This is a genomic window from Bradyrhizobium sp. NP1, from assembly GCF_030378205.1.
GTDB lineage: Bacteria > Pseudomonadota > Alphaproteobacteria > Rhizobiales > Xanthobacteraceae > Bradyrhizobium.
Genome location: NZ_CP127385.1, coordinates 483876 through 498055, shown reverse-complemented (window position 1 = coordinate 498055; position 14180 = coordinate 483876). Strand labels below are relative to the sequence as shown.

Annotated in this window: 13 protein-coding genes; 5 read left to right on the top strand and 8 right to left on the bottom strand. The window is 64.9% G+C overall.

Annotation, left to right across the window (positions count from 1 at the left end; translation table 11 throughout):
- Positions 1 to 6: 6 nt before the first annotated feature.
- From QOU61_RS02430 to QOU61_RS02420, 3 genes are all read left to right on the top strand, one after another.
- Positions 7 to 1071 (top strand): ABC transporter substrate-binding protein, encoded by a 1065-nt coding sequence (locus QOU61_RS02430; RefSeq protein ID WP_289656562.1) that lies wholly within the window; start codon positions 7 to 9, stop codon positions 1069 to 1071.
- Positions 1072 to 1210: 139 nt separating this feature from the next.
- Positions 1211 to 2965 (top strand): ABC transporter permease, encoded by a 1755-nt coding sequence (locus QOU61_RS02425; protein WP_289656561.1) that lies wholly within the window; start codon positions 1211 to 1213, stop codon positions 2963 to 2965.
- 86 nt (positions 2966 to 3051) lie between these two features.
- Positions 3052 to 5163, top strand: a complete 2112-nt coding sequence (locus QOU61_RS02420; protein WP_289656560.1) for a S9 family peptidase — start codon at positions 3052 to 3054, stop codon at positions 5161 to 5163.
- A gap of 41 nt (positions 5164 to 5204) precedes the next feature.
- Here QOU61_RS02420 and QOU61_RS02415 read toward each other — a convergent pair whose 3' ends face one another.
- Positions 5205 to 5924 carry a ribonuclease activity regulator RraA gene (locus QOU61_RS02415; protein WP_289656559.1) on the bottom strand — a complete coding sequence of 240 codons (720 nt, stop codon included), beginning with the start codon at positions 5922 to 5924 and terminating at the stop codon, positions 5205 to 5207.
- A gap of 93 nt (positions 5925 to 6017) precedes the next feature.
- Positions 6018 to 7754 carry an L-arabinonate dehydratase gene (gene araD / locus QOU61_RS02410; protein WP_289656558.1) on the bottom strand — a complete coding sequence of 579 codons (1737 nt, stop codon included), beginning with the start codon at positions 7752 to 7754 and terminating at the stop codon, positions 6018 to 6020.
- A gap of 421 nt (positions 7755 to 8175) precedes the next feature.
- On the opposite strand from araD, the gene QOU61_RS02405 reads away from it, so the two are divergent.
- Positions 8176 to 8577: a response regulator gene (locus QOU61_RS02405; protein ID WP_289656557.1), complete on the top strand. Its 402-nt coding sequence runs from the start codon at positions 8176 to 8178 to the stop codon at positions 8575 to 8577.
- Between the two features lie 13 nt (positions 8578 to 8590).
- Here the strand turns inward: QOU61_RS02405 and QOU61_RS02400 are convergent, their stop codons facing one another.
- Positions 8591 to 9223 carry a response regulator transcription factor gene (locus tag QOU61_RS02400; RefSeq protein WP_289656556.1) on the bottom strand — a complete coding sequence of 211 codons (633 nt, stop codon included), beginning with the start codon at positions 9221 to 9223 and terminating at the stop codon, positions 8591 to 8593.
- A 145-nt stretch (positions 9224 to 9368) separates the two neighbouring features.
- Here QOU61_RS02400 and QOU61_RS02395 point away from each other — a divergent pair, with 145 nt between their 5' ends.
- Positions 9369 to 9656 (top strand): hypothetical protein, encoded by a 288-nt coding sequence (locus tag QOU61_RS02395; protein ID WP_289656555.1) that lies wholly within the window; start codon positions 9369 to 9371, stop codon positions 9654 to 9656.
- Between the two features lie 93 nt (positions 9657 to 9749).
- Here QOU61_RS02395 and QOU61_RS02390 read toward each other — a convergent pair whose 3' ends face one another.
- From QOU61_RS02390 to QOU61_RS02370, 5 genes are all read right to left on the bottom strand, one after another.
- The gene (locus tag QOU61_RS02390) at positions 9750 to 10055 is read right to left on the bottom strand and encodes a PilZ domain-containing protein (RefSeq protein WP_289656554.1); all 306 of its coding nucleotides are present in this window, start codon (positions 10053 to 10055) and stop codon (positions 9750 to 9752) included.
- 3 nt (positions 10056 to 10058) lie between these two features.
- Positions 10059 to 10934 (bottom strand): CheR family methyltransferase, encoded by an 876-nt coding sequence (locus QOU61_RS02385; RefSeq protein WP_289656553.1) that lies wholly within the window; start codon positions 10932 to 10934, stop codon positions 10059 to 10061.
- A 31-nt stretch (positions 10935 to 10965) separates the two neighbouring features.
- Positions 10966 to 11352 (bottom strand): response regulator, encoded by a 387-nt coding sequence (locus QOU61_RS02380; protein ID WP_289656552.1) that lies wholly within the window; start codon positions 11350 to 11352, stop codon positions 10966 to 10968.
- A gap of 187 nt (positions 11353 to 11539) precedes the next feature.
- On the bottom strand, positions 11540 to 13105 hold the full coding sequence (locus tag QOU61_RS02375) for a flagellin N-terminal helical domain-containing protein (protein WP_289656551.1): 1566 nt from the start codon (positions 13103 to 13105) through the stop codon (positions 11540 to 11542).
- Positions 13106 to 13308: 203 nt separating this feature from the next.
- Entirely contained in the window at positions 13309 to 13719 is a 411-nt protein-coding gene (locus QOU61_RS02370) for a response regulator (protein WP_289656550.1), read from the bottom strand.
- Positions 13720 to 14180: the final 461 nt, after the last annotated feature.

Below are 14180 nucleotides of genomic sequence, written 5' to 3'. Positions count from 1 at the left end.
CGCGTGATGAAGAAAAAGCTGTCGCGGCGTGATGTGCTGAAGGGCGCAGGCGCGCTCGCGCTCGGCACCGTGTTCGCCGAACCTGCGCGCGCAGAGGCGCCGCCGCCGGTCGCGATCACGCCGGAGCTTGTCGAGGCCGCGAAGAAGGAAGGCCGGGTCGTGCTCTACTCGGCGATGGACCTGCCGATCGGCGAGAAGCTCGGCAAGGCGTTCGAGGCGGCCTATCCCGGCGTCGCCGTGCAGATCGAGCGTGCCGGCTCCGAGCGGCTGTTCCAGCGCATCGCGCAGGAATTTGCCTCCGACATCCACGCCGCCGACGTCGTCAACAGCGCCGACGCCTCGCACTTCATTCCGTGGAAGAAGAGCGGATGGCTCGCGCCGTTCGTCCCGGAGGACGTCGCGAAATTCTTTGCCGACAACTATCGCGACGCCGACGGCATGTTCGCGACCACGAGGATATGGCTGTCCTCGATCGCCTACAACACCAGCCTCGTGAAGCCGGAGGAGGCGCCGAAGAGCTTCGCCGACCTGCTCGATCCCAAATGGGCAGGCAAGATGGTGAAGGGCCATCCCGCCTATAGCGGCACCATCATGACCGCGACCTTCCAGACGATAAGGGCGCTCGGCTGGGGCTATTACGAGAAGCTGGCGAAACAGCGCGTGATGCAGGTGCAGTCCTCGACCGATCCGCCGAAAAAGCTCGCGCTCGGCGAGCGCGGCGTCATGGCCGACGGCAATGAATATAATGTCGTGCTGCTGAAGGAAGCAGGCCAGCCGGTCGAGCCGGTCTATCCGACGGAGGGCACGCCGACCGTCTCGGGACCGACAGGCGTCTTTGCCTCCGCGCCGCATCCGAGCGCCGCGCGGCTGCTGCAGGCCTGGCTGCACACGCGCGAAACCCAGCAGTTCCTCACCGACTTCACCGCGCAATATTCCGTCCATGCGCAGGTCACCTCGAAGCCCGGCCGGCGCAAGCTTTCCGACATCAAGCTGATGCAGGAGGACCCGGCAGGCGTCGAGGCTGCCGCCGAGGAGATCAAGGCGCGTTATGCGAAGCTGTTTCGGGTGTGAGGAATGTAGACAGCCGTGCGACCGGACGTTCTTAACTTCCCCCTGAAAGGGGGAGGTCGTCGCAAAGCGACGGGAGGGGGTCACCGTGTATCGTCTCGGCTGCCCCCCTCCCCCTTTCAGGGGGAGGGAGTCAGAGACATTGCGCGAGCTCTGGATCGAAGGCGACGAGATGACAACAATCCAGATAACAGAGCGGCCTGCAAAACCCCGCATCGACTTCACAAAGCCGGTGCTTTGGCTGGTGGCCGCCTGCCTGATCATCCTGATTGCGCTACCCATGTCGTGGCTGGGCGTGTTCAGCCTCACCGACAAGGCGCGGCACTTCACGCTGCAAAACTTCGTCACGCTGTTCACCGATCCCGACTTCCTCGATCCGCTGGCAACGACCGCGATCATCGCCGTGAGCTCGGCCGTGATCTGCTGCGTGGTCGCTGCTCCCCTCAGCTGGCTGGTGTCGCGCACCGACATGCCCGGGCGGCAGATCATCCGTGCGCTGGTGACGGCTTCCTTCGTGACGCCGCCCTTCCTCGGCGCGGTCGCCTGGGAGCTGCTCGCCGCACCGAACTCGGGCCTGCTCAATCAGCTCTACCGGACGCTGACGGGCGCGGAGTCCGACACCTATCTCTTCAACATCTATTCGATGGCGGGGATCGTCTTCGTGATCTCCTGCTACACCTTTCCTTTTGTGTTCGTGCTGGTTGCGAACGCGCTCGACACCATGCCGGGCGAACTGGAGGACGCTTCCGCGATCCTCGGCGGCAAGGCTTGGACCACGGCGCGGCGCGTGACCATTCCGCTGGCGTTGCCGGCGCTGGTGGCGGGTGCGCTGATCGCCTTCCTGCAGGCGATGACGCTGTTCGGCTCGCCGGCGATCCTGGCGCTGCCGGCCGGCTTCCACACCATGACCACGAAGATCTGGAGCCTGTTCCAGTATCCGCCGAAGCTGGAGCTGGCCGCGGCCGCCGCGGTGCCGCTGCTGCTCCTCACCATCCTGCTCCTGCAGGCGCAGAAATTCATCCTCGGACGCCGCGGCTACTCGGTGGTCGGCGGCAAATATGGCGCGCCCCGCCGCGTCGAGTTGAAGGCGTGGCGGTGGGCCGCGCTGGCGTTCTGCCTCCTGCTGCTGCTCAGCCCGGTGTTCCTGCCCTATTTCGCGCTGCTCAACGCCGCGTTCTCGCCGAACGCCACCACGCTCGCGACGCCTTCGACACTGACCCTGCACAACATCGTCTTCGTCTTCACCGAATTGTCGTCGACCGGGCTGGCACTGAAGAACACCGTGATCCTGGGCGCCGCGACCGCGACCATCGGCACGGCGCTCGCGCTCATCATTGCCTATGTGACGACGCGGCGTGTGATTGCCGGCTGGCGCGCGCTCGGCTTCCTCGCCACCGCACCCGTCGCCGTGCCCGGCATCGTGCTCGGCGTCGGACTGTTCCTAAGCTACACGCGGCCACCCTTCGTGCTCTACGGCACGCTGTGGATCCTCCTGATCGCGTTCCTCACCATCAACCTGCCCTCCGCCTATCAGCAATTGCAGGCGGCGTTCACGACCATCCACCCCGAGCTGGAAGACGCAAGCCGCATCCTCGGCGCCACCCGGCTGCGCTCGCTGGTGCAGATCACCGCGCCGCTGCTGCGCACCGGCGTGATCGCGACCTGGTGCTTCATCTTCATCGGCGTGATGCGCGAGCTGTCCGCCGCAATCGTGCTGTTCACCTCGCAGACCAAGGTGATCTCGGTCCTGATCTACGATCTCAACGAAAGCGGCGACCTCGCCGCCATCGCCGTGCTCGGCATCGCCATGCTGGTGATCACCTTCGTGGTGGTGCTGGCGGTGAACCGCATTCCGATGTTCGGCGCCAATGCGGGTGCGCGACTGCGGAACAACTGACCCGCCCGCCCCGCGCTCTGGCAATTTCCGCGGTTTGAGCCCATATCAGGCCGGCTGAGAGCAAGCGGGAAAAGACGAGAACCAACGTGACAGAAACCCTGCAAAAACAGACCCCGGTACCCGTCGCGCCGCGCCGGCCGCATTCCTTCAGCCGCCACGGCATCACGATCACGGATGATTACGCCTGGCTGAAGGACCCGAACTGGCAGGAGGTTCTGCACGATCCCGCGGTGCTCGATCCCGACATCCGCAAATACCTGGAGGCCGAGAACGCCTTTACCGAAGGCCTGCTCGGCCATACCGCTGCCCTGCAGAAGAAGCTGGTTGCGGAAATGCGCGGCCGCATCAAGGAGGACGATTCCAGCGTGCCATCGCCGGATGGCCCGTTCGCCTATTTCCGCAAATTCCGCGAGGGCGGCCAGCACGAGCTGTTTGCGCGCATGCCGCGCGACGGCGGCGAGGCGACCATCGCGCTCGACGGCGACGAGCTTGCGAAAGGCCACGACTATTTCAAGTTCGGCGGCAGCCGCCATTCGCCGGATCATCGCCTCGTGGCCTGGAGCGCCGACACCAAGGGCTCGGAATATTTCTCGATCCGCGTGCGCGACTGGGAGGGCAAGAAGGACCACGACGACCTCGTCGAGGAAACCGACGGAGGCGTGGTGTGGAGCGCGGACTGCAAGAGCTTCTTCTATGTCAAGCTCGACGACAACCACCGCCCGATGCAGGTCTGGCGCCATCGCCTCGCCACGCTGCAATCGGACGACATCCTCGTCTACGAGGAAAAGGACCCCGGCTGGTTCACCCATCTGCATGAGTCGACCAGCGGCCGCTTCTGCGTGATCGCCGGCGGCGACCACGAGACATCGGAGCAGCGCATCATCGATCTCGAAAATCCCGACGCACCGCCGCGGCTGATCGCGCCGCGCGAGACCGGCGTGCAATATGCAATCGCCGACCGCGGCGAAGAGCTGTTCATCCTCACCAATGCCGACAACGCGATCGATTTCAAGATCGTCACCGCGCCGCTTCGCTCGCCCGAACGCAAGAACTGGCGCGACCTGATTCCCTATCGCCCCGGCATCTATGTGATCGATCACGACCTCTATTCGGGATACATGGTGCGGCTGGAGCGCGCCAATGCGCTGCCCTCCATCGTCATCCGCGATCTCAGGACGGGCGAGGAGCACGCCATCGCCTTTGACGAGGCCGCCTATTCGCTCGATACGCTCGGCTCCTACGAATTCGAGACGACGAATTTGCGCTTCTCCTATTCCTCGATGACGACGCCGCTCGAAGTCTACGACTACGACATGGCCAAGCGCACGCGTACCTTGCGCAAGCGGCAGGAGATCCCTTCCGGACACAACCCTTCCGACTACGTCACCACGCGGATCATGGCGAAGTCCCATGACGGCGCCGAGGTGCCGGTCTCGCTGTTGCACCGGCGCGACTTCACGCGCGACGGCAAGGCGCCGCTGCTGCTCTATGGCTACGGCTCCTATGGCGTCGCGATGCCGGCGTCCTTCAACGCCAACCGCCTGTCGCTGGTCGATCGCGGCTTCACCTACGCCATCGCGCATGTCAGGGGCGGCACCGACAAGGGCTGGGGCTGGTATCTCGACGGCAAGCGCGACAAGAAGACCAACACCTTCGATGATTTCGCGGCCTGCGCCCGTGCGCTGATCGATGCCGGCTATACCAGCGAAAAGCGCCTCGTCGCCCATGGCGGCAGCGCCGGCGGCATGCTGATGGGCGCAGTCGCCAACCGGGCGGGCGAGTTGTTCGGCGGCATCGTCGCCGAAGTGCCGTTCGTCGACGTGCTCAACACCATGCTGGACGATTCGCTGCCGCTGACGCCACCGGAATGGCCGGAGTGGGGCAATCCGATCCAGAGCGAGAAGGATTTCCGCACCATCCTCTCCTACTCGCCCTACGACAATGTCGCGGCCAAAAGCTACCCGGCCATCCTCGCGATGGGCGGGCTCGCCGATCCGCGCGTCACCTATTGGGAGCCGGCGAAATGGATCGCGCGGCTGCGCGCCACCATGACCGGCGGCGGCCCGGTCGCGCTGCGCACCAACATGGGCGCGGGCCATGGCGGCGCGTCGGGGCGGTTCGACCGGCTCGACGAGGTCGCGATCGTCTATGCGTTTGCGCTGTGGGCGGTCGGGATGGCGGAACGGGGCGAGGTGTGAGTTCTCCCTCTCCCCGCACGCGGGGAGAGGTGAAGTAAGTATCACCTTCCCATCTTCTTCCGCCACTCGGCAAAATCCTTCAGCGTCTGCTCGTCGGTGGCGGGATAGAGTCCGAAAATGCCGCGGCCCTTGCGCACCTCCTCGGTGACGAAATCCTCGAACGCCGTCATCTCGAAGGTCTCATCCGCGATCTCGTCCGCGAGATGCGCGGGGATCACGATCACCCCATCGCTGTCGCCGAGGATGACGTCGCCGGGAAACACCGGCGCGTCGCCGCAAGCAATCGGGCAGTTGATCTCGATCGCCTGGTGCAGCGTCAGATTGGTGGGCGCACTCGGCCGATGGTGAAAGGCGGGAAAGCCGAGCCTGGCGATCTCCGCCGCATCGCGAAAGCCGCCATCGGTGACGACGCCGGCACAGCCCCGCTGCTTCAAGCGCGTCACCAGGATCGCGCCGGCGGAAGCGGCGCGGGCATCTTTCCGGCTGTCCATGACCAGCACCGCGCCGGGCGGGCAATCCTCGATCGCCTTGCGCTGCGGATGCGACCGGTCGCGGAACACCTCGAGCTTGTTGAGGTCTTCGCGCGCGGGCATGTAGCGCAGCGTGAAGGCTTCCCCCACCATGGTCGGTTGATCGGGACTCAAGGGGTGGACATCCTGGATGCACTGGATGCGGAAGCCGCGCTTGTAGAGCGCGGTCGCGACCGTCGCGGTCGACACGGTCTTCAGTTTGTTGCGGGTGGCGTCGCTGAGTTTTGACATTTGGCTGATCCTGCTGTCATTCCGGGGCGCGAAGCGAACCCGGAATCTCGAGGTTCCGGGTTCGCGCTGCGCGCGCCCCGGAATGACGGGCGGTTAATAAATCGACGGTTCTTCCACTGGCTTGCCAAAGCCGGTTTCGAGGAAATCGAAATCGCAGCCGTCATTGGCCTGCCGGATGTGGCGCGAGAACATCCAGCCATAGCCGCGCTCGTAGCGTCGCTCCGGCGGCGTCCACTCGGCACGGCGTTTTGCGAGCTCGGCCTCCGGCACGTCGAGATTGATGCTGCGCGAAGCGACGTCGAGCATGATGCGGTCGCCATTCCGCACCAGCGCCAGCGGCCCGCCGATGAAGGATTCCGGCGCGACATGCAGGATGCAGGCGCCGTAGCTGGTGCCGCTCATCCGCGCATCCGAAATCCGCACCATGTCGCGCACGCCCTGCTTCACGAGCTTTGTCGGGATCGGCAGCATGCCCCATTCCGGCATGCCGGGCCCGCCCTGCGGCCCGGCATTGCGCAGGATCAGTACGTGATCGGCTGATACGTCGAGATCGGGATCGTCGATCGCCTTCTTCATCGACGGATAATCGTCGAATACCAGCGCCGGCCCGGTATGCCTGAGGAAGCGCGGATCGCAAGCCGACGGCTTGATGACGCAGCCATCCGGCGCGAGGTTGCCCTTGAGCACGGCGAGCGCGCCTTCCCGGTAGATCGGGTTGTCCACGGTGCGGATCACGTCGTCGTCATGGACCTCGGCGTGCGCGATGTTGTCGCCAACCGGCTTGCCCGTGACGGTGAGGCAATCGAGATGAAGATGATCCCGGATGCGGCTCATCAGGCCCGGCAGGCCGCCGGCATAGAAGAAGTCTTCCATCAGATATTTGTCGCCGGAGGGCCGGACATTGGCGATCACGGGCACCTTGCGGCTCGCCTTCTCGAAATCGTCGAGCGAGATGTCGCACCCGGCCCGGCGCGCCTGCGCGATCAGATGAATGATCGCGTTGGTCGAGCAGCCCATCGCCATCGCGACCGTGATCGCGTTCTCGAAGGCCTTTCTGGTCTGGATCTTCCGCGGCGTGAGGTCCTCCCACACCATCTCGACGATGCGGCGGCCGCATTCGGAGGCCATGCGGATGTGGCCGGCGTCCGCCGCCGGGACGGACGAGGCGCCGGGCAGACTCATGCCGATCGCCTCCGCGATCGCCGTCATGGTCGAGGCGGTACCCATGGTCATGCAGGTGCCGTAGCTGCGCGCGATGCCGGCCTCAACATCGACCCAGTCCCTTTCGGAAATTTTTCCGGCGCGCCGCTCGTCCCAATATTTCCAGGCGTCCGAGCCGGAGCCGAGCGTCCTGCCCTTCCAGTTGCCGCGCAGCATCGGGCCGGCCGGCAAATAGATCGTCGGCAGGTTCATGCTGGTGGCGCCAAGCAGCAGCGCCGGCGTGGTCTTGTCGCAGCCGCCCATCAGCACGACGCCATCGACGGGATGGCCGCGCAGCAATTCCTCGGCGTCCATCGCCAGCAGGTTGCGATAGAGCATGGTGGTCGGCTTCAACAGCGACTCCGACAGCGACAGCGCCGGCAGCTCGAGCGGGAAGCCGCCGGCCATCAGGACGCCGCGCTTGACGTCGTCGACCCGCGATTTGAAATGCATGTGGCAGGGCTGCGCGTCCGACCAGGTGTTGAGGATCGCGATCACCGGGCGGTCCTTCCACTCTTCCGGCGCATAGCCCATCTGCATGGCGCGCGAGCGGTGACCGAAGGAGCGGAGATCGTCGGGCGCGAACCAGCGCGCGCTGCGCAGCGTCTGCGGGTCTTTCTTTTTCGTCATGGCGGAATCCGTCATCGTCGAGGGCCTAAAGCGCGATGGCTTCAAATCGCCATCACACTTTAGCTCTTTATTGAGCATGATCTTCTTCGGAAAACCGGTACCCACTTTTCCGGATCATGCTTTAGCAGGCGTCATCCCACAGGGGTTGGAAGCGGGCAAGCCCGGCGGTGCGGGGTGAGGCGCGGCTCCTGGTGCGCTGCATCATGAGGGGAGCGCGAGCGTTCGCAGCTGGCGCCATCGAAGCCAAATCGCGCACCCCTCGGCGGTGGCATGCGTCTGCCCGGCAGCTTGTACAGGAAAGCAAAGTCCGCGAACTTGGCAACGCGACGATGGTCGAACGCGTTCGCGCTTGCGCGCGTCGCCGGTTTCAGTGCAATGCTGCAACCTGCCGGCGATGGGACGACCCCGGAGAAAATTGGCGTTGGCGGATATCCTGATCGTGGACGACGAGCCGGCGGTGCAGGCCACCATCCGGATCGTGCTGGAGCGTGCCGGCCATCGCGTGGTGGCGGCCGACGACGGATCGCGCGGCCTTGCGCTATGCGAGGCCGAGCCGTTCGACCTGCTCATCCTCGATATCTTCATGCCGGGAATGGACGGGCTGGAGACGATGCGCCACATCCTCGAACGCCGGCCGCAGCTTCCGATCCTGATGGTATCCGGCCGGCCGCTGTCCTGGGATCCGGCGACGGCGCCCGATTTCCTGAAAATAGCGACGCGGCTCGGGGCGATCGCAAGCCTGCCGAAGCCGTTCAAGCCGGCGGATCTGCTTGCCGCGGTCAAAGGCTGCCTCGAAGCGCCGAAGCGGCCGTTCGCGGAGTGAGCGCGACGCGCCCTCAGGCGCGCTGGGCAGTCATCACGATTCGGATCAGGTCGGCGGCGTTGCGGGCGCCGAGCTTCTTCATGATGTTGGCGCGGTGGTCCTCGATGGTGCGCGGGCTGATGCCGAGCTGGCGGCCGGCTTCCTTGTTCGACGCGCCGGCGGTGAACTGTTCCAGCACCTCGCGCTCGCGCCGCGTCAACGGCTCGCGTCCCGGAAAATGCAGCGACGCGACTTTCGGCATCGCGGCTTCCTGCTGGCGGCGCTGATAGGCGGTGATCGCCTCATTGAGACGCATCACGATCTCGCTACCGCGAAACGGCTTCTCGACGAAATCAAGCGCGCCGTGCTTGATGGCGCTGACCGCCATCGGGATGTCGCCCTGTCCGGAGATGATGAAGATCGGCGCCGGATACTCCTCGCCGTGCAGTTCCTTCAGGATGTCGAGACCGGATTTGCCGGGAATGTGCACGTCGAGCAGGATGCAGGCCGGGGTTCGGCTCCTTGCCACCGCGAGCAACGCCGCGCCGTCCGCAAAGCAAATCACATCATAGCCCGCCGCCTTCAGCACCAGGGATAGGGTGTCGCGAACCGCAGGATCATCGTCGACGACGAAGACCTCACCACGCGAGGCTGCTTTTTCGGCCATGTGCCACCGCCCATAGACAGCGAAAATCAGACGCACTGCCGACCCGCTCGCCGTGCGGAATTCGGCGTGTCCGTATTTGTACGGGAGCACGACTTAACGCACAAGTAGCAACGCACGCCATACAACGCGAGATCGGAGCGCATCGATGCAAGAAAAGCGAGACAAATCGACCGAGCCGGCGGATGGACGGCCAGATGCCAGCCACCGATCGGTGGTCGCCGATCTGACCTCTCTGGTCGGCCGCGTGCAGGCCAGCCTCGCATTGGTCGAAATGACTATTGCGCGCGAAGCCGCGGCTGCCGAGGAACCGGCCGACGTCTTCGTGCTTGATGATCTCACGCTGCCTTACGAGAAGGCTCACGCAGCGTTGAAGATGTCGGACGAGCGCCTCACCGCCGCACTGCATTTCCTGAGGAACGCGGGAACCGCGTGAATCCGACGTCAAGGCCGGTCGCGCCGGTGGCCGGCCACCGCCGCCGGGGCACAATTATCTCCATCAGCCGCTCACGCCGTGCTCACGCGCGCGTTATGCGTCGGCCTCGCGCACCTTCCGCTTTCCCTGCCGGGCTTTCAGAAACTGAACGTCCATCTCCGCGCCGTTGACCTTGATCAATTCGCAGCGACGATAGGCAAGGCCGGTCGACGACAGCAGCAGGAAGAACTCCTTCAGATTGAGTCCCTGGATCGAACCCTCGACGCTCAGCATGGCGTCGTTGTCGGAGATCGCGTTGAGCTGGCAATTGCGCCGCCAGGTGCCGTCGATGGCCATGATGCAAACGTCGTAGCCGCGGCTGAAGGTCACGCGGTCGAGAATCTTGCCGTCCTCCGCCATCACTTAGATCCCCGCCAGCGCTGCCAGTTGCGGCGCGGCCGCGGGCTTGCCCGCCAGCCTTGCCGACTGCGTCGCGCTCGGCCGATAGACGCCGCGGCGTTCCGGCTGCGGCTCGAACGCCCCGGTCAGGCCCACCACCGTCTCGGCCGCGCCGAGCACCAGGAAACCGTCGCGCTCGATGGTTCCGGCAAGCCGTCGGAAGATGTTGTCCTTGGTCGGCTGATCGAAATAGATCAGCACGTTGCGACAGAAGATCACGTCGAACGTGCCGAGTTGCGTGAAGTCGTGCAGCAGATTGAAACGCCGGTGATGGACCATCGCGCGGATATCCGGGCTGATCTGCCACAGCTCGCCGCTCTGCTTGAAGTATTTGACGAGAAGCTGGATCGGCAGGCCGCGCTGCACCTCGAACTGGCTGTACAGGCCCGCCTTCGACTTTTCGAGCACGCCCTCGGAGAGGTCGGTCGCGACGATCTCGACGCGGAACCCGGCCATGGCCAGCCCCATCTCCTTGATGCACATCGCGAGCGAATAGGGCTCCTGGCCGGTCGAAGATGCAGCACACCAGATCCGGATGCTCTTGCGGGATGTGCGCGCCCGCAACAACTCCGGCATGATCAGCTCGCGGAAATGGTCGAACGGCGCCTTGTCGCGGAAGAAGAACGTCTCGTTGGTGGTCATGGCTTCGACCGCCTGGCCTGCGAGCGGCGCGGCGCCGCCGCGGATCGCCTGCACCAGCTCGCCGATCCCGGGCAGGCCGGACTTGCGCGCGAGCGGAAGCAGGCGGCTCTCGATCAGGTACTGCTTGTCATCCGACAAATCGAGACCGGAACGTTCCTTGAGAAACTTGCGCAGATACTCATAGTCGGACGGGATCACGACGGCCTCTCTTGACGCAAACGCTTCGGATTCAGGCGGACGGGCCGGCGGATTGCAGCAAGCCGACTTCCATGAATTTCGCGGCGACGATTTCCTTGTCGAACGGCTTCATGATGTACTCGTCGGCACCCGCGCGCAGCGCCAGCGAGATATGTTCGATGTTGTTTTCGGTGGTGCAGAACACCACCTTCGGCCCCTCGCCGCCTGGCAGGTCGCGCAGACGGCCGAGAAATTCGTAGCCATCCATCACGGGCATGTTCCAGTCGAGCAGGATGGCGTCCGGCAGGGCATCCCTGCAGGCTTGCAGCGCCTGCTCGCCATCGGCGGCTTCGATGATCGCGAAATCGAGTTTCTCCAGGATCTGCCGGGCGATCTTTCGCACGACACGGGAATCGTCGACCACGAGGCATGTTTTCATGTTTGACCCTCCTTGCCGATCTCATGCGGCGGACGGATTGCGCCTCGGCTAAGCGATAGCGGCCCGGCTTGTTCATTTCCGTTAATTTCATGGTCCGTGGAAATACGGAGGGGCGCGCACGGTGCGGCCAACGCAAAAACGGCGGGGTTTCCCCCGCCGTTTGGCTTTCGATTCAATATTATGCGGTTTAGCGCAGCAGCTGCAGCACGCTGGCCTGGGCCTGGTTGGCGAGCGACAGCGCCGAGACCGCGATCGACTGGCGGGTCGACAGCGCCTGGCTGTTGGCCGCTTCCTCGTTGGTGTCGGCGAGCGTCAGGTTCGACGAACCGGTCTGCAGCACGTTGATCAGGTTCTTGGAGAAGTCCTGGCGGATCTGCACGATCGACAGGTTCGAACCCAGCGTCGAAGCTTCCGAGCGCAGCGTCGAGGAGGCCGTCGTCAGCGTGGTCAGCGCCTTATTGGCCGAGGCGTTGTCCAGGAAGTCGGTGCCTGCCGTCAGCGTCGACAGCCCAAGGCCAACGGCGTTGAAGGTCACGCCGGAGATGCTCAGCGTCGACTTGCCGGTCTCGTTGAACACGAGCTTCAGCGTGTCGCCGTTCAGCAGGTTGACGCCGTTGAACGAGGCGTCCTGCGCCGTGGTGTTGATCTGCGCCAGCACGTTGTTGTACTGCGCGACCAGGCTCGCACGCTGCGCCTGCGAGTTCGGATCGGCCACCGGCGCCGCCGGGGTCAACCCGTTGAAGGCCGCGCCGCTCAAGGTCGCCGAGCCGCCGATCGTGCCGATCGTCGAGGATGCCTCGTCGTTGGTCGTGGTGATGCTGATCTTGCCGGTCGCGGCATCGATCGTCGCCTGCAGATTGTTGCCGGCCAGCGCCGCGTTCAATCCGTTCAGCGTCGAGACCTGGCCGTTGCCGGTGCCGAAGGTGATCGAGGTCGCCGTTCCCCCGCCCGTGGGGTTGATCGTCAAGGTCTCGCCGGACAAGGCGGGCGGCCCGACATTGGTGGTGCCGGCGGTCAAGCCGAGCTTGCCAAGCGCGGTGCCGGAGATCACCAGGTTCTGGCTGGTGCCGGTGGACAGCGTGATCTTGCCGCTGTTGACGCTGGAGGCGGTGGTGGCGCCGGTCACCGTATCGATCGCGGAGAGCAGGTGGGCAACGGTGTCGCCGACGCCGATATTGGTGCCCGTGGAGGTCGAGCCGGCAACGAAGGAGAAGGTGGTGCCGTTGACGACCAGGGTGTCGCCGGTGGAGATGGCTGACGACAGCGAGTCGGTGTTGGCGGCGCCCGACAGCGTGGTGGCGCTGGTGATGGCGACGGCCGAGGTCAGGTTGTTGTTGACGGCGGTGCCGGTCACGGTGGCGTTGGTGCCGGTGGTGCCGAGCAGGTTGTTGGCGGTGGCGCCGGTGATGGCGGCCGAGGTGATGCTGGACTTGGCGGAGTAGCCGAGCGGGCTCTGCAGCACCTGGTTGGCGATCGACTTGGCGCTGTCGACGAGGCTCTGCAGCGAGGTGATGCCGCTATTGGCGGCCTGCAGCACCTGGACGCCGTTGCCGATGCCGTCGAGCAGGTTGCCGATGTCGCTGGCGCGGTTGTTCAGTGACTGGGCGGTGAAGAAGTTGGTGGGGTTGTCGAGGGCCGAATTGACCTTGTTGCCGGTGGCGAGGTCATTCTGAGTGGTAGCAAGCAGCGAAGCGGTGGACTGCAGCGAAAGCAGGTTCTGGCGAACCGAGGCCGAAAGCACAATGCCGGTCATACTCATATCCTTCTGGACAGACGCAACTAGAACCGCTGCACGGTTACATGTGCAGCGCGCCGGCCACCCTGCACACTTAACCCTACCGACTGGTTAAGCCGCGGTCCGTACAACTACGGCAGCAACGGAGGATCGACGCACCGGCCCGGGGCCTACCGGCGCGGCAGACCGGCATGCGCACGTGCGAGGCGGCGCGGCTCCGCTCAGCCGGCGTCGCGCTGCCCGCGCGCGTCCGTCTCCGACAGGCACTCCCTCACCGCCATCAGCAGCGCCGCCGGCGTGAACGGCTTGCGCAGGCATCGCGACGCGCCGAGCTCGAGCGCCATCTTCAGGAAATCGGGCGCCGGCGCATTGAGACTGGCGAAGGCGTAGCCGGACATCGCCACCAGCGGAACCGCCGGGGCGCGTTCGTGAAAGATCCTGATCGACTCGAAGCCACGCATGTGCGGCATGAAGATGTCGACCAGCATCAGGTCGAAGGCTTGGCCCTCAAGCGCGCGCAGTCCCGCTTCCCCGCCATCAGCGATCACAACTTCGAAATCCTGACGCTCCAGGCAGAGTTGGACCGCGCTGCAGACCAGCGGATCGTCATCGACGACGAGAATACGCGGCATGCTTCCCTCCGCTCATGATTGCTGCGGTGAATCGCTGCGTAATCCCATTTCGGCTGCAAAGCGACCCGCGTGTCTGCCCGGTACAATGTATAGGCTTTATCCGAATTGCATACTTGCGAAAATACAACGATGTCGAAGCGTCCGCCCAACCACCTGCTGCAAGCGCTCTGCGACACCGATTTCCGCGCGCTGCAGCCGCATCTCAAGCGCCGGGAACGCGATGCTGATCGAAGCCGGCGCGGTTCCCTCGCAGGTGTTCCTGCCGCATAGTGGGACCTCGCGGAGTTCCGCCTTGTGGCCGATCGCAGTGCAGCCATGCGCAACCTTCTGATCCGCACGAGCTTGCCGCGGACATATCGAGATCATCAGCGCGGCGCTGCGGCGCTCCGCCTGGGAATGCCACGAGGCCGTCAGACCGCGTATCGGCGGCGGCTGCCGACGCCATGAGCCGGCCCCCCGCG